At 61.3% G+C, this 22877-nt stretch carries 20 protein-coding genes and 1 pseudogene; 9 read left to right on the forward strand and 12 right to left on the reverse strand.

The window, feature by feature from the left end; all coding sequences use genetic code 11:
• Positions 1 to 13: 13 nt before the first annotated feature.
• Positions 14 to 247, reverse strand: a complete 234-nt coding sequence (locus tag BLR31_RS05715) for a hypothetical protein (RefSeq protein WP_090593239.1) — start codon at positions 245 to 247, stop codon at positions 14 to 16.
• A 366-nt stretch (positions 248 to 613) separates the two neighbouring features.
• Complete coding sequence (locus BLR31_RS05720; protein ID WP_176762531.1) at positions 614 to 1357, reverse strand: SOS response-associated peptidase; 744 nt, start codon at positions 1355 to 1357, stop codon at positions 614 to 616.
• 48 nt (positions 1358 to 1405) lie between these two features.
• Between BLR31_RS05720 and BLR31_RS05725 the strand changes: the two genes are divergently transcribed.
• The 3 genes from BLR31_RS05725 (at position 1406) to BLR31_RS05735 (ending at position 2662) form a co-directional block, all read left to right on the forward strand.
• Positions 1406 to 1813 (forward strand): NUDIX domain-containing protein, encoded by a 408-nt coding sequence (locus tag BLR31_RS05725; RefSeq protein ID WP_090593243.1) that lies wholly within the window; start codon positions 1406 to 1408, stop codon positions 1811 to 1813.
• Positions 1810 to 2178, forward strand: coding sequence for a TIGR02301 family protein (locus tag BLR31_RS05730; RefSeq protein ID WP_090593245.1), 369 nt, complete (start codon positions 1810 to 1812; stop codon positions 2176 to 2178). Before BLR31_RS05725 ends, BLR31_RS05730 begins: the two co-directional genes overlap by 4 nt.
• A 208-nt stretch (positions 2179 to 2386) precedes the next feature.
• On the forward strand, positions 2387 to 2662 hold the full coding sequence (locus BLR31_RS05735; protein WP_090593248.1) for a hypothetical protein: 276 nt from the start codon (positions 2387 to 2389) through the stop codon (positions 2660 to 2662).
• A gap of 53 nt (positions 2663 to 2715) precedes the next feature.
• On the opposite strand, the gene BLR31_RS05740 is transcribed toward BLR31_RS05735, so the two are convergent.
• The 6 genes from BLR31_RS05740 to BLR31_RS05765 all read right to left on the reverse strand — a co-directional run bounded on the left by BLR31_RS05740 (position 2716) and on the right by BLR31_RS05765 (position 8074).
• Entirely contained in the window at positions 2716 to 3534 is an 819-nt protein-coding gene (locus BLR31_RS05740; protein WP_090593251.1) for an alpha/beta fold hydrolase, read from the reverse strand.
• A gap of 119 nt (positions 3535 to 3653) precedes the next feature.
• On the reverse strand, positions 3654 to 4562 hold the full coding sequence (locus BLR31_RS05745; RefSeq protein WP_090593254.1) for a lipid kinase: 909 nt from the start codon (positions 4560 to 4562) through the stop codon (positions 3654 to 3656).
• A gap of 96 nt (positions 4563 to 4658) precedes the next feature.
• The gene (gene tdh, locus BLR31_RS05750; protein WP_090593257.1) at positions 4659 to 5699 is read right to left on the reverse strand and encodes an L-threonine 3-dehydrogenase; all 1041 of its coding nucleotides are present in this window, start codon (positions 5697 to 5699) and stop codon (positions 4659 to 4661) included.
• Positions 5696 to 6889, reverse strand: a complete 1194-nt coding sequence (locus tag BLR31_RS05755) for a glycine C-acetyltransferase (RefSeq protein WP_090593260.1) — start codon at positions 6887 to 6889, stop codon at positions 5696 to 5698. The genes tdh and BLR31_RS05755 overlap by 4 nt, the downstream gene beginning before the upstream one ends.
• Before the next feature lie 111 nt (positions 6890 to 7000).
• Positions 7001 to 7570 carry a helix-turn-helix domain-containing protein gene (locus BLR31_RS05760; RefSeq protein ID WP_090593262.1) on the reverse strand — a complete coding sequence of 190 codons (570 nt, stop codon included), beginning with the start codon at positions 7568 to 7570 and terminating at the stop codon, positions 7001 to 7003.
• A gap of 42 nt (positions 7571 to 7612) precedes the next feature.
• Complete coding sequence (locus BLR31_RS05765; protein ID WP_090593265.1) at positions 7613 to 8074, reverse strand: Lrp/AsnC ligand binding domain-containing protein; 462 nt, start codon at positions 8072 to 8074, stop codon at positions 7613 to 7615.
• A 139-nt stretch (positions 8075 to 8213) separates the two neighbouring features.
• Between BLR31_RS05765 and putA the strand changes: the two genes are divergently transcribed.
• The 4 genes from putA (at position 8214) to BLR31_RS05785 (ending at position 14067) form a co-directional block, all read left to right on the forward strand.
• Positions 8214 to 11891: a trifunctional transcriptional regulator/proline dehydrogenase/L-glutamate gamma-semialdehyde dehydrogenase gene (putA, locus tag BLR31_RS05770; RefSeq protein WP_090593711.1), complete on the forward strand. Its 3678-nt coding sequence runs from the start codon at positions 8214 to 8216 to the stop codon at positions 11889 to 11891.
• A gap of 72 nt (positions 11892 to 11963) precedes the next feature.
• Positions 11964 to 12794 (forward strand): CAF17-like 4Fe-4S cluster assembly/insertion protein YgfZ, encoded by an 831-nt coding sequence (gene ygfZ / locus BLR31_RS05775; RefSeq protein WP_176762532.1) that lies wholly within the window; start codon positions 11964 to 11966, stop codon positions 12792 to 12794.
• Positions 12795 to 12810: 16 nt separating this feature from the next.
• Positions 12811 to 13416: an HD domain-containing protein gene (locus BLR31_RS05780; RefSeq protein ID WP_090593268.1), complete on the forward strand. Its 606-nt coding sequence runs from the start codon at positions 12811 to 12813 to the stop codon at positions 13414 to 13416.
• A 126-nt stretch (positions 13417 to 13542) separates the two neighbouring features.
• Positions 13543 to 14067 (forward strand): hypothetical protein, encoded by a 525-nt coding sequence (locus BLR31_RS05785; protein WP_143009321.1) that lies wholly within the window; start codon positions 13543 to 13545, stop codon positions 14065 to 14067.
• A 5-nt stretch (positions 14068 to 14072) separates the two neighbouring features.
• On the opposite strand, the pseudogene BLR31_RS21985 reads toward BLR31_RS05785, so the two are convergent.
• Both BLR31_RS21985 and BLR31_RS05795 read right to left on the reverse strand, forming a co-directional pair.
• Positions 14073 to 14495: pseudogene (locus BLR31_RS21985) on the reverse strand (cell wall hydrolase); the annotation flags it as partial.
• Positions 14496 to 15382: 887 nt separating this feature from the next.
• Positions 15383 to 17590, reverse strand: coding sequence for a putative PEP-binding protein (locus BLR31_RS05795; protein WP_176762533.1), 2208 nt, complete (start codon positions 17588 to 17590; stop codon positions 15383 to 15385).
• Between the two features lie 257 nt (positions 17591 to 17847).
• Here BLR31_RS05795 and ispH point away from each other — a divergent pair, with 257 nt between their 5' ends.
• Together ispH and rnhA are read left to right on the forward strand one after the other, a co-directional pair.
• Entirely contained in the window at positions 17848 to 18822 is a 975-nt protein-coding gene (ispH, locus tag BLR31_RS05800) for a 4-hydroxy-3-methylbut-2-enyl diphosphate reductase (RefSeq protein ID WP_090593279.1), read from the forward strand.
• Positions 18819 to 19262, forward strand: coding sequence for a ribonuclease HI (gene rnhA, locus BLR31_RS05805; RefSeq protein ID WP_090593281.1), 444 nt, complete (start codon positions 18819 to 18821; stop codon positions 19260 to 19262). Before ispH ends, rnhA begins: the two co-directional genes overlap by 4 nt.
• Positions 19263 to 19265: 3 nt before the next feature.
• On the opposite strand, the gene BLR31_RS05810 is transcribed toward rnhA, so the two are convergent.
• Both BLR31_RS05810 and glyS read right to left on the reverse strand, forming a co-directional pair.
• Positions 19266 to 20243 (reverse strand): DUF808 domain-containing protein, encoded by a 978-nt coding sequence (locus BLR31_RS05810; protein ID WP_090593284.1) that lies wholly within the window; start codon positions 20241 to 20243, stop codon positions 19266 to 19268.
• Between the two features lie 69 nt (positions 20244 to 20312).
• Positions 20313 to 22349, reverse strand: coding sequence for a glycine--tRNA ligase subunit beta (glyS, locus tag BLR31_RS05815; protein ID WP_090593285.1), 2037 nt, complete (start codon positions 22347 to 22349; stop codon positions 20313 to 20315).
• Positions 22350 to 22877: the final 528 nt, after the last annotated feature.

Here is a 22877-nt window from a genome sequence, read left to right on the forward strand (position 1 = left end):
GCCCGTGATGGGGTCAGGCCACAAGGCCGGTGTCGGTCGTGTCGGCGGGCTCGAAGGAGGCTGCGAGATCGGACGAGCCTTCGACCACAGCCTGGGCTGCGCGGCGCGCCGCGTCGATCGATTCGAACACCTTGCCGTCGAGCGGGAACACCCCGAGCTTGACCGCCATGAAGCGGAAATCGACGCCCGTTGGGACAACGACCCCCTGGGGTTCACCGGCAACTGATATAACGATTGGCTTGGTCATGGCGAAATTCACTCTGCGAAATGCGAAACCCCCAGCGCCTGGGGGCAGCTCTTAAAGGTCTTATGTGAGGGTCTTGTGACGGGGCGGCGACTAAAGTCGCGATGCGCACCACATCTCGGAGCGACACATGAGACCGGAGCGTTTAATTCGTACGCAGGTGATCTCGGACGCGGTCAGGCGTGCCCATGCATATTGTTTTACCATTGCCGTTCTCCAGCCTGACCTTGGGCACCCTAGGTGGTGCCACGATGTCTTTTATCAAGGGTTTGGGAAAAGATCGAGCGTGTTTGTGCCAATAGGACACTCCCGGCTGAAATTTCCTGCTTCAGAAACGGGAAAACGCAGAACCAGTTCCGGCAATTAACATTAAAAAAGGTCCATCTGACCCGAAAATTTCTTCTTGACTTTCATGGGCTTGTCGTCGGGTGCGACAGTGAGTGTTTCGCTGACCGCTTCAATCAGGTCGGGGCCTTCGGCGGTGGCGGAATTTACACGGACGGACACCGGATGAGAAGCCATGACGCCACGCGGCTGGGGCGCTATGGCGTCTGACACCTCATCGAATCGCGTGCCGCGCACATCGAGCCATGAGTCGATCTGCTCGCCCTGAAGAAGCGCCGGCATGCGGTCGTGGATATGGGCGACATCGGGGCCGGCGGGGACGGTGATGGTCGCGACGGTATCGACCTCCTCACCTTCCGGGCCGATCCAATTGGAATACAGCCCCGCAAGAGCGATGGGCGCGCCGGACGCCAGCGTTATGTAATAGGGCTGCTTTTTGCCGTTGGGCAGCGTGTGCCACTCATAATAGCCGGACGCGGGAATGATGCAGCGGTTGTGATTGACCGCGTCGCGGAAGGTGGGCTTTTGCGCCATGGTTTCGGCGCGAGCGTTGATGATCAGGGGGAATTCGCGCGGGTCCTTGACCCAATGGGGCACGAGCCCCCAGCGCGCCAGCTTGGCCGTCCGCCCCATGGCGTCGTTCCAGATGGCGATGACCGGCTGGGTGGGTGCAATATTGTAGCGCGGGACAGAGTCTATTACGTTATCTGTCTTGAAGATCTGGGCCATCGCCTCGTGAGGCAGAGTAACCGCGTAACGTCCACACATGAGAGAGTCGTCCTGTTTGCACGCCAGTATAGCAATGGTTAGACATCCATGAAGCCCGATGCGTGCTCGATCGGTCTTTTCCATGGCGATGAGGTGTTTCTGATAAAGCGCAACTATGCGCCTTTCATGGGGCTGTGGACGTTCCCGGGTGGGAGGATGGAGCCGGGTGAAACGCCGCTCGATTGCGTCAAACGCGAGTTGTTCGAAGAGACGCGCCTTTTGGTTCACGATCCGATGCAGGTGCTGGTCGAAACGGTCGGCGAAGGCGACAAGTCCTATACGCTGGCCGTCTTTGCCGCCGAATGCGCCATGGCCGCGCCGATCACCAGCCCCGAGATCGCCGATTGGGAATGGGTGCATATCGAGGAAGTGCAGGCCTATCGTACCACAGAGCATCTGCGCGAGATCGTAGAGGCTTGCGCTGACTGCCTAGGGCTGGCAGGGATCGGCCGATGAGAATTTTAAGAACAATCGTGGCCGTGGCGGTCCTCGGACTAGCACCGGCACAAGCCATGGCGATCGACCCGCCCTATCAGCAGGCCATGCAGCGCCTGTCGGAAATCCTTGGCAGCCTCTATATGCTGGCGCCTCTCTGCGGCGATGTCAGTACCGACTGGCGCAGCCAGATGGCCGATCTGATTGCGCTCGACGAACCCGATGCCGATCGCCGCGCAAGACTGTCTGGAGCGTTCAACGCCGGGTATGAGGCGTATGCGCGATTCCATCGGACATGCACGCCTTCGGCGGAAACGGCGATCAACCGGCTACTGATCGAGGGCGAAGGGCTGGCGCGTGACATTCATCAGCGGTATGCGGAATAGGATTTCCACCGCGAAGGTGACGGTGGAGCAAAGCTTACGCCAAATGAGGCAAGGCTTTGATTTTTCGCGATATCAGCGCGCTCGGAATGTGCGTTCGTTACGCAACACAGCATCCCCTATGTGCCCAAAACGCGCCAGTTGATCGATTACGTTAACCAATTGGTCATTTCCTCTTAGCACGGCCATAAAGCCGTGGTACCAAGCGAGAATGAGCACGCGCATTACATTCCCGTTCCCGACCTCTCCCGCCGGCATCGAAGCCGAGCAGGAAGAGCGCGAGATTGCCCTTGAGTATCTGGCCGACGCCTGGAACGCGGCGGACACCGATGGCGTGGACACAGAGGCCCTGGCGCATGCCGCGCTGTTTGCGGCCATCGCGACGCTGGTCAAGGATTATGGCGAGGATGCCGTTGCCAAGCTGATCGGCAACATCCCCGATCGCATCTCGAACGGCGAATATACACTGGACCGCATGCTGCAGTAGCTCGGTTTTACTCAGCAAGAAAAAAGGCTCCGAAAGTTCGGAGCCTTTGTCGTTTATGACTTCAAGAAGGCCAGAAGGTGTTTGTTGAGCTTGTCCTTGTGCGTCAGATGCAAGCCGTGAGGAGCGCCTTCATATTCCTTTAACTCGGCGTCGGACTTTAGCTTTTTCGCCTTGCGGGCCGAGATGTCGATGGGGACGATCTGGTCTTCTGTCCCGTGGATGATCAGGGTGGGCACGTCGAAGTTTTCGAGATCGGCCCGGAAATCGGTTGCGCCGAAGGCATCGACGCAATCGAGGGTGGCCTTGATCGAGGCGAGTAGCGCGATCGAGAGGGTCCAGTCGAGAGCCTCGTCACTCACCGCATCAGAGTGTTTGTTGGCGCCATAGAACTTCTTGCCGAAATCGGCAAAGAAAGCGGCGCGGTCCTTTTCGATGCCGGCTTTCATCTCGTCGAAAACCTCCTGCCCCGCTCCTTCATTATCCGATGTCTGGAGCATAAAGGGCACGACCGAGGCCACGAGGGCGGCGCGTTTTACCTTCGCGGTCCCGTATTTGCCGATGTAGCGCGCGACTTCGCCACCGCCCATGGAAAAGCCGACAAGCGTTACGCCATCGAGCCCTTTGTCATCGATGATCGCTTTGAGATCGTCAGCGAGGGTATCATATTCGTGGCCGTCGAACGGCTGGTCGGAGCGGCCGAAGCCGCGGCGGTCGTAAGCAATGACGCGGTAGCCGGCCTCGGACAGTGCGAGGGACTGATAGTCCCACATATCGGCATCGAGCGGCCAGCCGTGGATCAGCACGACGGGTTCACCCTCGCCCCAGTCCTTGACGTAGATCTGGGTGTCGTCTTTTGCGGAAACATAGGTCATGGAAGTTCTCCTTGAGGTTCACTGGAAAACCCGGGGAGACCGACGAACGTTCCGTCACGTATTTTTCAGCGGAGGGCCCTGGAGATCGCGTAGTGATGGGGCCGGCATCGAAGGCAATTCTATTCGGTTTGGGCGTGGTGCTCGGGGACGAACACCGTGATAGCTTTGGGCCGGATTTCGAAATGAGCGGGCGTTTTCGTGACGATGTCGCCATCGACGTTGACGTCCATGGGTTCGGGGGTGCGCAGGTCGAACTCGGTGCATTTTTCGGTGCGTACTTCGCGCCAGGTGCCATGGGTGCCGCGACGGAATGCGCCGAGCATAGCGACAAGTTGCCAGACGTCCCGGGCTTCGAGGCTATAGAGATCGAGCGTGCCATCATCGATCTTGGCATCGGCTTCTACCACGGTGCCACCACCATAGTAGCGGCCATTGCCGACGGCGACCTGCAGGGTTTTGACCCTCGACGTACCGCTAGAGCTGATGATTTCGGCGCTGAACGGATGGGCCGTCGAGGCGATCTTGAGGGCCGTCATGGCGTAGCCGAGCTTGCCCCAGCGGCGCTTGACGCCCTTGTCGAGCTTGTGGGCGAGTTCGGCAGAGAGCCCTACGCTGGCGACGTTGAAGAAGGGGCGCTTATTGACGAGGCCGACGTCGATCTTGCGGGTGTGGCCGGCCGCGATGATGTCGGCGGCCTTGATGAAGCTTTCGGGGATGTGGAGCGTGCGGGCCAGATCATTGGCAGTGCCCATGGGGATGACGCCCATGGGCAGGCCGGTTTCGATAATGGCAGGGGCCGCGGCGTTCATGGTACCGTCGCCACCACAGACGACGACGAGATCGACCTCGTGGCGGCGGCGCGCAATATCTGCGGCCAACTCGTCGGGGCTATCGAATTTTTCGACAAGCACGTCCAGGCCGAGAAATCGCAGGCGGTTGGCGATCGGATCGACCGCCTCGCTGCCACGCCGTGCGTTGGGATTGACCAGCATCAGGGCGCGGCGGATTTTCGGCGGGGCGGCGGTCATCGCAAGGGTTCCGATGCTGGATCGATGAGAAAGCGTTGAGGAGCAGTCTTGATCCATGCACTACGGATTAATTGCGGCGATCACCTTACCGTTTGGTCATTTTTGCCAGTCGAGCACGATCTTTCCCGCACCGCCCTGGATGGCGGACTGAAAGGCGGTGTCGAACTGATCGGCGGGGAAGCGATTGGTGATCACCGGGCGGATATCGAGGCCGGATTGCAGCATGGCCAGCATCTTGTGCCAGGTCTCGAACATTTCTCGGCCATAGATGCCTTTGATGGTGATCATTTTCAGCACCATCTTGGCGAAGTCATATTCAAACGGCTTTGACGGCAAGCCGAGCATGGCGATCTTGCCGCCCATCACAAGATGATCGGTGAGCGTCGCCATGGCTGAAGGAGCGCCGCTCATCTCGAAACCGACATCGAAGCCTTCGTTCATGCCGAGAGATTGCGCTAGCGCGCGCAGGTCGCCCGACGTGTTGATGGTGATGACATCCGGCTCGGTGAGCTTCGCCAGCTCCAAGCGGTGGTCGTTGGGATCGGTGATCACGACGTGGCGCGCGCCGACGTGTTTGGCGACGGCGGCGCTCATGATGCCGATGGGGCCGGCGCCGGTGATCAGCACATCCTCGCCCACGAGATCGAAGGCGAGCGCCGTGTGGACGGCGTTGCCGAGGGGATCGAGGATGGAGGCCAGCTCATCGTCGACCGCATCGGGGAGCGGGACGATGTTGAAGGCGGGGATTTTGACGTATTCGGCGAACGCGCCGGGGAGATTGACGCCGACGCCGCGCGTTTCGGGATCGAGATGGAAGCGCCCTGCCCGGCTGGCGCGGGATTTGAAGCCAATGACATGGCCCTCGCCCGAGACGCGCTGGCCGCGTTTGAGATGGGTGACGTTGGCGCCGAGTTCGGCGATGGTGCCGGAATATTCGTGGCCCACGGTCATGGGTACAGGGACCGCACCCTGGGCCCACTGATCCCACTTATAGATGTGCAAATCGGTGCCGCAGATGCCGGTCTTGGTGACCTTGACGAGAACGTCGTCTGGGCCGATTTCGGGCACAGGCACGTCCTGCATCCACAAGCCCGGCTCCGCCTTGGCTTTGACGAGGGCTTTCATGATGCGGGTCATCTAATTGCTCCAAGGTCCTTGCCTGCGCTGACGAAGGCGTCGATGGCGAAGGTGATGTTGTCGTCAGAGAGGCCCGCCGACATCTGGGTGCGGATACGGGCTTTGCCTTTGGGGACGACAGGGAAGGAAAAGGCGGAGACGAGGACGCCCTTGTCCTGAAGCGCCTTGGCCATCGCCTGGGCCTTGTTTGCGTCGTGCAGCATGACGGGGATGATAGGAGTTTCACCCGGCACGAGATCGAAGCCGGCCTCAGTGAGGGCCGAGCGGAAGCGCTTTGTGTGCTTGTCGAGCGTGGCGCGACGATCGTCGGCCTTTTCGGCGATTTCGATGGCCTTGATGGCGCCTGCGGCAACCGAGGGCGGGAGGGCATTGGAGAAGAGATAGGGCCGGGCGCGCTGGCGGAGAAGATCGACCACTGGCTGTGGGCCGGCGATGAAGCCACCCATCGCGCCGCCGAGTGTCTTGCCGAAGGTGCCCGAGATGATGTCGACGCGCTTGCCGGCGCCGGTGAGGGCGGGCGTTCCCCTGCCCTTTTCGCCAAGGTGGCCCGTGGCGTGGCACTCGTCGATCAAGATCGCGGCCTTGTGCTGTTCGGCGAGATCGCAGATTTCGGGAAGCTTTGCGATGTACCCGTCCATCGAGAACACACCGTCGGTGACAATGAGCTTGAAGCGCGCGCCATCGTCCTCGGCGGCCTGGAGCTGGAGGCGCAGATCGTCCATGTCGGAAGTGTGGAAGCGATAGCGCTTGGCCTTCGACAGGCGCACGCCATCGATGATTGAGGCGTGGTTGAGGGTATCGGAAATTACTGCGTCTTCCGGGCCGAGCAGGGTTTCGAAAATGCCGCCATTGGCATCGAAACAGGAGCCGAACAGGATAGCGTCGTCCTTTTGAAGATAGCGCGCGACGGACTGTTCGAGTTCCTTGTGCAATTCATGCGTGCCGCAGATGAAGCGGACCGAGGCCATGCCGGAACCGTATTTTTCCAGCGCCTTGATAGAGGCTTCGACAACTTCGGGATCGTTGGCGAGGCCGAGATAGTTGTTGGCGCAAAGGTTGACCATGGTGCGGCCACCGACAGTGACCTCCGCCTGCTGGGCAGATCCCATGACCATTTCGGATTTGAAGAGCCCCTCGTCGCGGATGTCGTCGAGGGTGCGGCTCAAATGCTGGGCAAAGCCGTCCATCATGGTGGCTACTCCTTTTTGCTGGAGGTGTTTTCCGATATATCGGAAATTGAGTCAATGGGGTTGAATGCGAACGCGGCGAGGCCGGGCGGGGTTGCGCAGCGGGAGCTTTGCTTAGCTGAACAGCACGACGAGCCAGCCACTGGCGATGGTGTCGGAGGTGTTGGCTATGGCGTGGGGGACGTCGGCGGCGTAGCGGGCGACTTCGCCGGTGGTGAGGGCGGTGGTGGTATCGCCGGCGGTGATGGCAAGGCCGTCCGTGAGGGCGGTGAAATGTTCGCGGGTGCGGGCGGCGTGGGGGGCACTGGTGAGGGCACCGCCGGGCTCGATTTCCACCAGATACCATTCGGTCTTGCCGGCCAGGGCGGGCGGGGAGAGGATTTTTAGCCGACACATGCCGTCGAGAGAGGCGATGAACGGGACGTGGTCGGCGGGAACGACATCGAGCATCGCGGATTTTCGGGCCACGGCATCGCCCGAGACCAGATCGGAGAATTCGATGTTGAGTGCTTGGGTGAGGCTCCAGACCACCGCGAAAGTGGGATTGGTCTCGCTGCGCTCGATCTGGCTCAGCATGGAGCGCGAAACGCCCGACAGCTTGGCCAATTGCTCCAGCGTCAGATGGCGCGCTTTGCGGGCCTTCTGGATCACCGGGCCGATCTGGGGGGGCGTTATCTCACTCATGGCTCGGAGTTGTAGAGGGCAAATTTGACCGCTGCAATATGGTCAAATGGGCAATGGGCCCTCGGGCTTTACCTCTTCCATCACCGGATAGGTTCGGGTTTCCGAAACACCGGGAAGGTTGAGGAGAACATCGCCCAGAAATGTGCGATAGTGACTCATGTCCGTAACCCGCGCCTTGACGAGATAGTCGAAGCCGCCGGCGACCATGTGGCATTCGAGGACTTCGCGCGACTGGCGAACGGCGCGGGAGAATTTGTCGAAGGCATCTGGGGTGGTCTTGTCGAGGGAGACTTCGACGAAGACCAGAAGGCCAAGACCGACCATATGGGGGTCGATGCGGGCTGAAAAGCCCGTGATGTAACCGGACTTCTGCAGGCGTTTGAGGCGTTCGCTGGTCGAGGTGGGCGCAAGGCCGACGCGGTCGGCCAGTTCAGCGTTGGTCATGCGGCCATCGGCCTGAAGTTCGTTAAGAATGCGCCGGTCGACGCGATCGAGTTCAGTCATTTCTGCGGACTTTCCTGTATTTTCCGGATATTCTACGGGTGCGCTCCATAAAGGAGCAATGGATATTCGGCGGAACCTGCGGAAAATCGCGCGCATCAAGGTTTGCGCGGATCGCCTGCGCACAATGAGGACTATCCCCATGCCCAAAAGCGCCGCTGCCAAACCTGCCATTCAGCCTTTTGACCGGTTTTCCGACCGCGCGCTCGCCGTCGACAGCCCTTTACGCGAGGCGATCACTTCGGCGTATCGGTTGCCGGAAACCGAGGTGGTGCCGGATCTGATCGCGGCTGCGACGGTGGGGGCGGATGAAGCCAAGGCGATAAAGGCGGTGGCGGAAAAAGCCGTGAAGGGCATTCGCGCAAAGGGTGCTGGCGGCGGGGTGGATGGGCTGATCCACGAATACGCGCTGTCGAGCCAGGAGGGCATCGCGCTGATGTGTCTGGCCGAAGCGCTGCTGCGCACGCCGGACAACGAAACGCGCGATTTGCTGATTGCCGACAAGATCGCGCCGGGGAACTGGCAGAGCCATCTGGGGCTGGATCGATCGGTATTTGTGAATGCCGCGACCTGGGGGCTGGTCGTGACCGGGCGCCTTGTGACACCGGTGGACGAAAAGGGCCTTTCGCGGGCGCTGTCGCGGCTCGTTGCGCGGTCCGGCGAGCCGGTGATCCGCGCGGGCGTCAAAATGGCGATGCGGATGCTGGGTGAGCAATTCGTCTCGGGTCAGAACATCAAGGAAGCGCTCAGGAACGGGCGGGCCTGGGAAGCCAAGGGATTTGGCTATTCCTACGACATGCTCGGAGAAGCGGCGACGACGGCGCATGACGCGGATCGGTATATGGCCGAATATGTCGGAGCGATCCATGCCATCGGCGAGGCCGCGAAGGGCAAGGGCGTTTATCGCGGCCCGGGGATTTCAATCAAGCTTTCGGCGCTGCACCCACGCTATTCGCGTGCGCAGTATGGCCGTGTGATGGGCGAATTGCTGCCGCGGCTAAAGGAGCTCGCCACGCTGGCCAAGGGCTACGACATCGGGCTCAATATCGACGCGGAGGAAATGGATCGGCTGGAGCTGTCGCTGGACCTGCTCGAAGCACTGGCGACCGATCCGGCATTCGACGGCTGGGATGGCATCGGCTTTGTGATCCAGGCCTATTCCAAGCGCTGCCCTTTCGTCATCGACTGGATTATCGATTTGGCGCGGCGGACCGGGCATCGGATCATGGTGCGGCTGGTCAAGGGCGCCTATTGGGACAGCGAAATCAAGCGCGCGCAGCTCGAGGGGCTAGCCGATTTCCCCGTGTTCACTCGCAAGGTGCATACGGATGTGAGCTATATCGCGTGTGCGAAAAAGCTGCTTGCGGCGCGGGATGCGGTGTTCCCGCAGTTTGCGACACACAACGCGCAGACCATGGCGACGATTTTTACGCTGGCAGGACCGGAATTCAAAATCGGCGATTATGAGTTCCAATGCCTGCATGGCATGGGCGAGCCGCTTTACGAGCAGGTGGTGCCCAAAGACAAGCTCGATCGGCCCTGCCGGATTTATGCGCCGGTGGGGAGCCATGAAACGCTGCTGGCTTACCTTGTGCGGCGGCTGCTGGAGAACGGGGCCAATTCGAGCTTCGTCAACCAGATCGCGGATGAAGATGTTCCGGTGGAACGGCTGATCGCCGATCCGGTCGCTGTGGCGAGAGAAATTTCACCTTTGGGCGCGCCGCATGAGCAGATTGATCTGCCACGCGATATTCTGGCAGCAGGGCGGACGAATTCTCGCGGTATCGATTTGTCGAACGAGGAGGCGTTGCGCGGATTGCACGGGGAACTTGCGGCCAGCGCGCAGGTGGACTGGACGGCTGGGCAGATGGGCGAGGCGCGCCCGGTGCGCAATCCGGCAGACCACTCAGATGTGGTCGGAACGGTTTTCGAGCCGACGGAAGCGATGGTGGCCGACATCATGGCGCGGGCCGTAGATGCCGCGACGGCGTGGGCCAAGACCGAGCCTTCCGAGAGGGCGGCGATACTGCACCACGCGGCGGACGCCATGGAAGAGGCGACCAAGACCCTGATGGGGATCGCCATGCGCGAGGCGGGCAAATCGGCTGCCAATGCTGTGGCCGAGGTGCGCGAGGCTGTAGATTTCCTGCGCTATTACGGGCAGCAGGTGGAAGAGACATTTGGCAATAAGACCCATGTGCCGTTGGGCCCGGTGGTCTGCATTTCGCCGTGGAATTTTCCGCTGGCGATCTTTACCGGACAGATCGCTGCCGCTCTGGTGGCCGGCAATCCGGTGATTGCCAAGCCGGCGGAAGAAACGCCTCTGATAGCGCAGTTCGCCGTCAAGCTGCTCCATGATGCCGGCGTGCCCGCCGATGTGCTTCAATTTGCGCCGGGTGACGGCAAGATCGGCGCGGCGCTGGTGGCGCATCCGACGACATCGGGGGTGATGTTTACGGGTTCGACCGAGGTGGCGCGATTGATTCAGAAGCAATTGGCGGGGCGAACGCTGGAGAATGGCGCGCCGGTGCCGCTCGTCGCGGAAACCGGCGGACAGAACGCGCTGGTGGTCGATTCCTCGGCACTGACCGAACAGGTTGTGATCGATGTGCTGGCGTCGGCCTTCGACAGTGCGGGGCAGCGGTGTTCTGCGTTGAGACTGTTGTGCTTGCAGGAAGAAGCGGCCGACCGGACGCTCGAGATGCTGAAAGGTGCGATGGCGCAGCTTTCGATCGGCAATCCCGCGCGATTGGCGACCGATATCGGACCGGTGATCACCGCCGAGGCGCGTGATGGAATAAATGGGCATATCGAAGCGATGCGGGCCAAGGGACACACCGTTACCCAGATCGACCTGCCCGCGGAGGCTAGCAACGGGACGTTCGTGGCGCCGACGCTGATCGAGATCGATGACATCTCGGAGCTGGGACGCGAGGTGTTCGGGCCGGTGTTGCATGTGGTGCGGTTCAGGCGGGACAGGCTCGATGCGCTGATCGAGAAGATCAACGCGCTCGGCTACGGGCTGACCTTCGGTTTGCACACGCGGATCGATACGACGATTGCCGAGGTGACATCGAAAATCGAGGTCGGGAACGTTTACATCAATCGCAACCAGATCGGGGCCGTGGTGGGCGTGCAGCCATTTGGCGGACATGGATTGTCGGGCACAGGGCCAAAGGCTGGCGGACCGCTGTATCTGCGGCGGCTGGTAACGACGGCGAGCCAGACTGTATGGGGCTTGCCCGCGCGGCAGGCCGGCCCGACGCTGCTGGCATTCGCTGACTGGGTAGGGTCGAAGGGTTATGACAGCCTGGCCCACCATGCCGCTCATTATGGCACCCATCCGGCGATCAACACGTTCAGCGAACTCGACGGGCCTGTGGGCGAGCGCAATACGTATCGCACCAAACCCAAGGGAAAGGTGCTGGTTGTGGCGCAGACCATGGCGGGACTGGTGCATGGCATTGCTGCCGGACTTGCCGCGGGCAATGACGTGCTGGTGGAAGCCAATCCCGTTTTGGCGGCGGTGCTCAAGGACTTGCCGCCGGAAGTGTCGCAGCGGGTGACGATCGCGCGGACTGCGGTTGGCGATGGCGACGTCCGCGCCATCATGGGTGATGGCGATGCGGTCGCGATCGGGGCGTTGACACAGCGTGTCGTCGCTTGGGACGGGCCGATCGTGACCGTTCAGGGCGCATCACCAGGCGCGCTGGAACGGGGCGAGGCGGTGTTCGCCGTCGACCTACTGGTCGATGAGGTGTCCACCAGCATCAATACGGCAGCGGCGGGGGGCAATGCGTCGCTGATGGCGCTGGCCTGATCGGTGTGGTCCTAGCATCGTTGCGCGTCATGACCTATGTCTGGCGAAACCCATGCAAGGCAAGGACTGTTTATGACCATCGAAAGACGTTCCGACCGGGTGGCGTTCAGGTTTTCCGGACCGGATACAACGCATCTGCTGCATGACGTTTTGACGCCGCCCGTCCTCGAAGATGGGGTGGCGCGCTGGTGTGGGCTTTTGGCACCGCAGGGAAAATTACTGGCCGAGGGGCTGATCGGATGGGCCGATGGGGCCTATTGGCTGGACGTGCCGAGCGCTGCCGCCGATAATTTCTTCAAGCGTATGAAGATGTATCGACTGCGCGCCAAGATGGAGATCGAGCGGCTGGACGAAAGCCATGTCATAGGGTGGTCGACGGCGCAGCCGGCATCCGGCGTTGCGCATGAGGACCGCCGGGCGGAAGGGCTTGGCTATCGGGTGATCGCGCCTGTTGGAGATGCCGAGGATTGGGTCGACGGTGACGGTCAAGCTCGAATACGGATAGCGGCGGGTATTCTCGAAATGGGACCCGACTTTATTCCCGAGGACGTCTTTCCGCACGATGTCGGGATGGATCACCTCGGCGGCGTGGACTTCAAGAAGGGATGTTATGTCGGCCAGGAAGTGGTGTCGCGGATGCAGCATCGTGGAACGGCGCGGCGGAGGCCGGTGATCGTTTCAGGCATTGCCCAGGGCGGGCGTGGCGATGCGATCGTCGTGGGCGGCAAAAGCATCGGGACGCTTGGTGCGGTGGTCGATGGCTCTGCCGTTGCTATCGTGCGGATCGACAAGGTTGGCGATGTCGATGAGGCGAGCGTCAACGGTGCTCCGGTCTCGCTTGCCCTGCCCCATTGGGCGCGCTACGGTTTTGCAGCGCCGGGCGGCGATTCCGAGGACGACTAAGGGCATCAGGGGCATTATGGCACGGGCAAACTCACGCGCCTGGCAGCGCATGCTATCGGGGCGGAGGCTCGACCTGCTCGATCCCTCACCGCTTGATGTGGAATTGTCCGATATCGCCCATGGGCTGGCGCGTGTGGCGCGGTGGAACGGGCAAACGCGTGGCGATTATGCCTATTCGGTCGCGCAGCACTCGGTGCTGGTGCTGGAGATCGCCTGCGCCATTGACCCCGAAATCAGCGATGCGGGCCGGCTTTATGCCCTGCTCCACGATTCCCCTGAATATGTGATGGGCGACATCATCTCGCCGTTCAAGGCGGCGATGGGGGGCAATTATCGCGATGTCGAGGCGCGGCTGCTGGGGGCGATCCATGTCCGGTTTGGACTAGCGGCGATCGCGCCTTCGGCGCTGACCAAGCTGATCAAGCGCGCCGATAAGGAAGCTGCGTTTTTCGAGGCGGTCAATCTGGCTGGATTTTCGGCCGACGAGGCTCGGAAATATTTCGGCGAGCCAACCCTAGCCGGGTTCGATCTCCCCGGGTTCGACCGTTTGATCCGGCCATGGCCGACCCAGCAGGCCCATGAGCAGTTCGTTTCGGTGTTCGAGACGCTGACCGTGGCATAACGCCTAACGCGTTGTAATCGCTAAAATTTTAGGCTCATTTTACCTATTAACCCTAGGCACGAAACATCTTTGCCTTAACGGATAGTAAAGGTTGATAAAGCGTTAACACGGCAAGGGAGAGTTGCCATGAACGCTGATCGCACCGGACGGAATTCCCACAGCATTGCCTTGAGTTTTCGGTTGGGCGTAGCGTTGGCATTGCTGCTGGTTGCGGTGCTCGGCGCCGGCATGGCGCGGGCTGACGGCATATTGGGCACATCCCCACCTCCCCTTACGACATTGGTGAAGTTCAACGACAGATCGTACGATGTATCGTATGCCGACACCGTTTCGCTTGAGCCGCTGGCGACGAGCGTCGTGCGCAAGATCGGATATGGGGCGGTGACAACCGTTAATATCGCGACGACCTCGACGGGCACGTATTCGAGTGACGGTCTCGTCTCGAACCATGTGCGCTATCCCGGAATTACGGCCGAGGAACGGCCGCGCCATTATTCCTCGAGGGGCTTCGGCCCATCCGGACCGGGGTTCTCTATTTTCTCGATAGGCCAGAGCCCGAATGGTGGATTGGTCTTCAACCGGGTGACCGATCGCGGCGTGCGCTCATGCGTTACCAGCGGCTCGATAGCCTCGTGCTACCGCACGTATTAGAGCGATCAGCCGAACCGCCAGCCTGGCTTGAAGCGGTAGAAGATGTGCAGACCGATCTGGGACAGTCGATCCATGTTGCGCGCCCAATGGGGACGGACATAGGTGGCGTGATAGTGCGTCGCGTCCGCTACTTCGGTCAGATAGATTTCCTTGTTGAGAACCGTCTGGGTGATCTCCTGGGCGAGGTGCCAGGCGGCAACTTCGGAGGTGCGGTTCACGTTGGTGACACCGTCACAAGCGAAGGAGAACTGGCAGGCGTTGCGGCGATGCTGGTTCTGATAGACCACGCCGCAGATGGTATCGGGATAGCGATGGTCTTCGACGCGGTTCATGATGACCTGCGCCACCGCCACCTGGCCGCGGTAGCTTTCGCCGCGAGCTTCGAAGTAGATGCCGGTAGCAAGGCACCACTGTTCACGTTCGGAATAGGTGTGGCCAACCGTGAATTCGGTGGCGGGCGTGTTGGCACGGCCATAGGCCAACGCGTCTGGGACCGAGGGTACAAGCGCGTTGCCGTCGGTCATCGAGCCGATGGCGTCGAGGCCAGAATTGTCGATGATATCGGAATCGATGGACGCGACTGAAATGCGTGGACCGTCTTCAGCGGTCTCTTCGCCAGAGGCGACGCGGAGATCAGACTGGCCATAGGGCGTTCCGGCTTCACGGGCGGCAGCAATCGAGATGCGTATGGCATCGAAGGATTGCGAGAAGGCCGCGAGATTGACCTCGGGCTGGCGGCGATCGGTTTTTTCGGTGCGGTTGGGTCCGGCGAAAACCGGCGTCTGAAAGAGCGACGCGACAGTACCGGAAATAACCGGCGCGCCCTCTTCAAAGCTGAGCGATGCAACCGGAACAGGGGGCAAATCATTGCTCATGTCCACGGCGCGGAAACCGCCCGTACCGGGAACTGCAAAACCGTAAACCGCTGCGCTGAGAGCCAGCGCCGCAAAGGCTTTGCCAAACATGCTCGATGGTCGTGCCGAACGGGCACGCACCAGGGAGAACCTGTACGCCATTATCACGCTTTTCTACGCTACTTACCACTGACCCGTCGGCACTACGCCGAGCACCGGACCTCAATACTCATCGGCCCGGTGTCGAATGCCGATCTCGCCGCGATGCACTCTGGCAACACTAACTCGATCAAATGCCGACAAATTCGATGATCGTGTATTAAGGTTAGGAAGGGGTAAACACCGGCAAGGTGGCGCGGAAAAGATGAGATCCGGGCGGGAGCAAGGCGATTTTCCGCCAGCAACATGGTTAACACCCGGCGTCAAAATCCAGGCTGGACGGGGGATTTCTCCACTCAAACTTAAGTATCGGACTGCGCCAGAACCATTCGTGCGACCGGGACACGATAAGGTGAACAGCTCACATAATCGATCGCGAGGCTCGAGAAAAAGCGCAGCGAGTTGGTCTCGCCGGCGTGTTCTCCGCAGATGCCGATCTTGAGATGCGGGTTGACCGCCCTGCCCCGTTCGATGGCGATCTTGATCAATTCCCCGACGCCGCGCTGATCGATAGTGACGAACGGATCGACGTCGTAAAGACCACGGCGATGATAGGTCGCGAGAAACGCCGGGGCGTCGTCGCGGGAAATGCCGTAGGTGGTTTGCGTGAGATCGTTGGTGCCGAAGGAGATGAAATCGACTTCCTTGGCGATATCCCCAGCCCGCAGGCATGCGCGCGGCAATTCGATCATCGTGCCGAAGGCCAGGTTTGCGCCACGGCGGAAGACGGGGGCGTTGCCAACGATATCCATGACGCGGGATTTGACCCAGGACACTTCGCGCGCCGAGGTGACGAAGGGCACCATGATCTCGAGATTGACGGGCATATCCTGATTGTCCATGGCCGCTTCGACGCCCGCGACGAGCGCCTTGACCTGCATGGAGAGAATTTCCGGATAAGTGATGACGAGCCGCACGCCGCGATGGCCCAGCATGGGATTGACTTCATCAAGACGCTGGAGGCGGGCGCGTAGCGCCTTGACCGAGAGCCCGAGAGCGCGCGCGGTGTCTTCAATATCGTCTTCGCTGCGGGGCAGAAATTCGTGCAAAGGGGGATCGAACAGACGCACCGTGACGGGCTTGTTCTGCATGGTCTGGAACAATTGCGCGTAGTCGGCGGCCTGATAGTCAACAAGACCTTCGAGCGCGGTGGCGCGATCATCCTCGTTTTCCGAGAGGATCAGCCGCCGCAGGGCGCGCATGCGATCGCCAGAAAAGAACATGTGCTCGGACCGGGCCAGTCCGATGCCTTCCGCGCCGAAGGTCAGTGCCGTGCGGGCCGCCTCGACGGTTTCCGCATTGGTGCGCACGGCAATGGTGCGGGTGTCGTCGGCCCAATCGAGAAGGCGGGACAACGCGCCGCCGATATGAGGGCGCGATAGCGGCAGGGCGCCGGAATAGATAGCGCCTTCGGAACCGTCGATCGTGATGTGCTGGCCGGCAGAGATGGTGGTCTCCCCGATGCGGCATTTTCCATCTTCGGGATCGATCTGCAGGGTGCGAAGGCCAGCGACACAGGGCTTGCCGGTGATGCGAGCTACGACCGCCGCGTGGCTTGTCATGCCGCCGCGGGCGGTGACAAATCCGGTCGCGGCCTTCATGCCCTCGATATCCCCGGGCCCGGTCTCCATGACGACAAGGATGCAATGGCGACCACGCGCCCGGCAGCGGGCGGCGTCGTCGGGGGTAAAGACCACCTCCCCGCTCGCCGCGCCCGGCGAGACGCCCAGCCCCGACGCGATAGGTATAGCGCGGTTCTGGTCGGTGAGGCGAGGGTGCAGCAATTGCGGGAGTTGGGCCGGATTGAACCGGCGCACGGCGTCCGCTGGGGTCCAAACGCCCGACTCGACCCGCTCGACCGAGGCTTCGAGTTGAGCGCCGGCGCTGACCTGCAGGGGGCGCGCGGAGACGAATTGTGCGCTGTTGCCCGAAATGGCGATGACGCAGGACATGTGCTGGCCCGACGCAGCGTCGATGATGCGGATGAGCTCGGCTGTATTGGCCGGCAGCTTTCGTAACGGCTCGCCCGGCAGGGGCACGGGGCCGAGTTTACCTGTTGTCGTATTGCGCGTCAGGAAGCGCCCGATGCGCCCGTCGACAGTTGCCTGGACGATGACGATCTGGTTGTCGCGCTCATCCCGCTCGGCTTCGGTTGCCCACGCAGAGAGCGGTGGGCCGTAACTGGCGAAGGCGGCATTGATGGCCTTGCCCAGCGGGCGGGCGGTATCGACCGCTTCCAACTCGTTGGTGGGTGCGGCAATGCCGGTGCGGGCTGGCTGCAGGCCGGCGACGTGCCGAGGAGCCGAGGTGCGAACGACGAGTTCGGGCGGCTTCGTGCCGGGTCTTACGAGCTTAAAGAGCGTTGCCACCCAGACCTTGCGCAAGCTGTCGGTGCCCGATTTGCGTTCGGCCTGCAATGCGTCCCATGCGGTGCGCGTGATGCCGATGGTCGGCACGACATCAAGCCCCGATTCAGCCGCGGCGAACAGCCATTTTGCCTTACCGACCAAGAGGCGCGCCTGTCCCTTGCTCAGGGAGGGCTTTCCATGAACAGGCGATATTGCAAACATTTGATGGGAAGGCGCCACCAAAGAGAAAAATCCCAACTGAATCGGTATCATATTGCCTATGTGCCGGGATTCCGGCAACAGGCCCACGGATCATTTCGCCGTTTGGTCAGAGTGACAGAAGCACGCGCATTCGGCGCGTCCTTTTCGTCACACCAAGGTGGCTTGACTTGGGCAGGTCGAGCCCGCATGTGAAAGAAATGATCGAAAAGCCTCATCTCGACATTCTTCTGTGTGCCCCGCGCGGATTTTGCGCCGGCGTGGACCGCGCGATCCAGATCGTCGATCTGGCGCTCAAGAAGTATGGCGCTCCGGTCTATGTGCGCCACGAGATCGTGCATAACAAATTCGTGGTCGACAGCCTGAGGGCCAAGGGCGCGATCTTTGTCGAGGAACTCGAAGAGATCCCCGCTGACAATGAAGCGCCGGTGATCTTTTCGGCCCATGGCGTTGCCAAGTCGGTGCCGGTCGAGGCCAGATCGCGCAATATGTTTTTCCTCGATGCGACCTGCCCGCTCGTGACCAAGGTGCATGTCGAAGCGCAACGGCATGCGGAAGACGGGCGCGATATCGTTCTGATCGGTCATAAGGGCCATCCCGAAGTTATCGGCACTATGGGGCAATTGCCGCCGGGGCGGATAAGTTTGATCGAGACGGTCGAAGATGCCGAGGCTTTTGCGCCGCGCGATGCGGATAATCTGGCGCTGGTGACGCAAACGACGCTTTCGGTAGACGATACAAGCGCGATCGTTCTGGTGCTCAAGTCGCGGTTCCCCAATATCTCCGTGCCGCACAAGGAAGACATTTGCTACGCGACGACCAACCGCCAGGAGGCTGTGAAGTTCGTGGCACCCAAGGTGGACGCGATGATCGTCGTGGGGGCGCCGAACTCGTCCAACTCGATGCGGTTGGTTGAAGTCGGAGAGCGGGCGGGCTGCAAGGTTTCGGTGCTGGTGCAGCGGGCCGAGGATATCGATTGGGCGCAGTTCGACGGCATTTCCTCGCTGGGCATCACGGCGGGAGCGTCGGCGCCTGAATCGCTCGTGGAAGAGGTGATCGCGGCATTTGCCGAGCGGTTTACGGTGAATGTGGAGATTGCGGTGACCGCTGAGGAAAATATCGCGTTTAATATTCCACGCGTTCTGCGCCAGCTCGAAGACTCGGTCGGACGGTGAGCGATACGATCATCATTCACACCGACGGGGCCTGTTCGGGCAATCCGGGGCCCGGAGGCTGGGGCGCGGTGCTCGAGTACAATGGCACGGTCAAGGAGCTCAAGGGCGGCGCGGCGGCGACGACAAACAATCAGATGGAACTGACCGCGGCCATCCAAGCGCTCAATGCGCTGAAACGGCCCTGTAAGGTCGAGATTCACACCGACAGCCAATACGTCAAGAACGGCATTCAGGGCTGGCTGTTCGGCTGGAAGAAGAACGGCTGGAAGACCGCTGCCAAAAAGCCGGTCAAAAATGTCGAACTCTGGCAGGCGCTCGATGAAGCGACCAAGCGCCATGAGATCAGCTGGCACTGGGTCAAGGGCCATGCGGGGCACGACCTCAACGAACGTGCCGACCGGCTGGCCAATGAGGGCATGGCGCCGTTCAAGAAACGGTAGGCTTCAGGCCGCCGATTTTCCTTTAGAGAACATCCCGAAGACCGGCGCGATGATATATTCGACGACCGGGATGAGAATGAAGCCCAGGATGACCCCGACGACGCCGAACAGGGCGGCCTCGGTGAGCCAGTGGACGATGGCGCCGATGGCCGGAACGGCGAGTTCGGCGGCGTGGGACCAGTCGGCGATCAGATGTTCGGGCATATCGAAGCCCAGACCGGCGAGGCCATGGACGATGATGCCGCCGCCGACCCAGATCATCGCTGCGGTGCCGATGACGGAGAGGGCCGACATGAAATAGGGCGTGCCCACGACAAGGCCACGACCGATGCCGCGGCCAAAGCCGGTGCGCCCGTTGCGGGCCAGATGCAGGCCGAAATCGTCGGCTTTGACGATCAGCGCTACACCGCCATAGACGAGTACCGTCATGCCGACGGCGACGACCAGCAGGACTAGCGCCTGATTGACGATGGAACTGGCGGGAATAGCGGCCAGTGAGATCGCCATGATTTCCGCCGAGAGAATGAAATCGGTCTTGACCGCACCGCCGACGCGTTCGGCTTCGAGCACTTCGGGGCTGGTGGCGATGGGCGCCACTTTTTCCTCGTGGTGATGCGCCTGATGGGGGGCCAGCTTTTCGTAGAGCTTTTCGGCGCCTTCGTAGCAGAGGTACGCGCCGCCGATCATCAGGAGAGGATTGATGAGCCAGGGCAGGAAGGCGCTAAGCAGGAGCGCGGCGGGGAGAAGGAAGATCAGCTTGTTCTTGATCGAGCCAAGCGCGATCTTGCCAACGATGGGGAGTTCGCGATCTGGCTTGAAACCCTGGAGATAACGCGGCGTGACGGCGGCGTCATCGATCATCGCGCCGGCGGCTTTGCCACCGGCCTTGAGCGCCTGGCCGGCAATATCATCGAGCGAGGCAGCGGCGACCTTGGCCAGCGCCGCGACATCATCGAGAAGGGCGAGAAGACCGACACTCATTGCAGCGCTCCGTTATATGCAGCCAACTGAAACGAACTGGCGATGGTTTGGTTCGCCCTGCCCGACTATTTAGCCCGCGACCTTACCGAAATCGGCGACGCTGTGCATCGTATCGCGCAGACGGGCCAAAAGATTGAGGCGATTGACTCGGATGGCGGGATCAGAATCGTTGACCAGCACCTTTTCGAAAAATGCGTCGACGGGGGTGCGCAGACCGGCCAGGACGGAGACGGCGCCGGCGTAGTCGTCACTCTTGAGGCGGGTTTCGAGATCGGTGCGCGCCAGATCGATTGCGGTCGAGAGGACCTGCTCTTCCGACGTTGCGAGTTTGGCGCGGTCGATGTCACCGGCATAAGTCGTCGCGTCTTTTTTCTCTTCGGCCGAGAGGATGTTGGCAGCGCGCTTGTAGCCGGCGAGGAGCGCGGTGCCGTCATCGGCGGCGAGCAGCGACGAGAGCGCCGTGACGCGGGAGACAATCTGAAGGATGTCATCGCTCTCTTCGGAAATCACCGCATCGACGAGGTCGTGACGGGCGCCGGCGCCGCGGAGCGAGACCTTGAGGCGATCGTGGAAGAAGGAGAGGAGGTCCTTGTCCGTGACGAATTGGCCGAGTTGCAGCCGTAGCTTGTTGTCGGCGATCAGACGGATGACGCCGAGCGCGGCGCGGCGCAAAGCGTAGGGGTCTTTTGAGCCGGTGGGCTTTTCGTCGATGGCCCAGAAGCCGGTGAGAATGTCGAGTTTGTCGGCGAGGGCGACAGCGATCGAGACGGGATCGGTGGGAACGCGATCAGAGGGCCCGAGGGGCTTGTAGTGGTCTTCGATGGCGGCGGCGACCTGGGGCTTTTCGCCCTGCGCAAGCGCGTAATAGCGGCCCATCAGGCCCTGAAGTTCGGGGAATTCGCCGACCATGCCGGTGGGGAGATCGGCCTTGGAGAGTTTTGCCGCGCGTCGGGCGTCGTCGACATCGGCACCGACCAGCGGTGCGATCTCGGCGGCGAGGGCTTCGATGCGGGCGACCCGTTCGGCCTGGGTGCCGAGTTTGGCGTGAAAGACGACGTTGGCAAGGCTCGGGAGATTGTCGGCGAGCGGGGTGTCGAGATCGGATTCGTAGAAAAATTTGGCGTCCGACAGGCGAGCGCGGATGACGCGCTCATTACCCGCGATGATGGTCTTGCCATCGTCTTGCGCGATGAGGTTGGCCGTGAGGATAAATTTGTTGGCCAGCTTGCCGGTCGCTGCATCGCGCAGGCAGAAGCATTTCTGGTTGGCGCGGATGGTGGCGATGATGGCTTCTTCCGGGACGTTGAGGAAGCTCTGGTCGAACGATCCCATCATGACGACCGGCCATTCGACAAGGCCGGCGACCTCTTCAAGGAGGCCTTCGTCGGTGATCAGTTCGAGGCCTTGGGCAAAAGCGAGCTGTTCGGCATCGGCCTTGATGATCTGCTTACGGCGGTCGATGTCGAGGACGACCTTGGCCTTTTCGAGCGCCTGGACGTAATCGTCGAAGCGGCGGACTTTTATGGCGTCGGGGGCCATGAAGCGGTGGCCGTAGGTAACGTTTGAGGACGCGACCTCATCGAGGGCGAAGGGCACAATCTCTGGCTCTTCGCCTTCGGGGCCGAAGGTGGCCGTGATGGCGCGCAGCGGGCGCACCCATTCCAGCCGCCCGGTGCTCCAGCGCATAGGCTTGCCCCAAGGGAAGGATTTAACCGTTTTTGGCAGTATATCCTTGAGAATTTCGATGGCCGGGGCGCCTTTTTTCTCGGTCACCGCGACGTAGAAATCGCCCTTTTTGGGATCGGATTCGATCTTGGCCTCGTCGATGCTATCGAGGCCGGCGGCGCGGAGGAAGCCGTCGATGGCCTGCTGCGGCGCTCCCACTTTTGGGCCCTTGCGTTCTTCGCGGCTGTCGGGCGATGAGGCGGGAAGACCGGTGACGGTCAGGGCCAGTCGGCGGGGCGTGGCAAAGGCGCCAGCGCTTTCATAGACCAGACCGCTTTCGACCAGCGCATTGGTGACGGCTTTCTTCAAATCCTCGGCGGCACGGCGTTGAAGGCGCGCTGGGATTTCCTCGGAAAAGAGCTCGAGCAGCAATTCGGGCATGGTCGGATGGCCTTGGAAACTGGAGATTTCTAGCGGGGTGAACGGGTATCAGGGGTGGGCGGGATTGTCCATTATTCTGTCTTCTCGTTTTGTCCCACGGCGCGCACGACTGCGGGGATGACGGTCCTGTCCCCTCCGTTGCGCCTGCGACGGCGCGGCCAAAAAATTGGCCGGGGTTCTCGGCTGCGCCTCGCCCATCCCCGTCATGTCCTGACCATTGGCGTGCCGAAGCGCCCGACGGCGATATCGCCTCGGGTGACGGATAGACGGCATGGGGCGATGAGCGCTCCGCACTGTATTTGTTTTATATGAAGCGATCATCGCCCCAGGCGCTCGGGATTTTTGGCTTACTCGCCCTTCAGAAGGCTGGGGTTTGGCCCTCCGACCATAGGTCTGCGGGCGTTTGGGCGCTGCCAAAGGTCCACCGGACCTTCGGCTTTGGCCACGGTCAAACCGCTTCAAACTCCCCGCCGGGTTTCCCCGGTAAGCCGCCGTATGGGTACCGACGACCGGCACTTGTGACGTTTA

Source organism: Pelagibacterium luteolum (assembly GCF_900100665.1).
Taxonomy (GTDB): Bacteria; Pseudomonadota; Alphaproteobacteria; order Rhizobiales; family Devosiaceae; genus Pelagibacterium; species Pelagibacterium luteolum.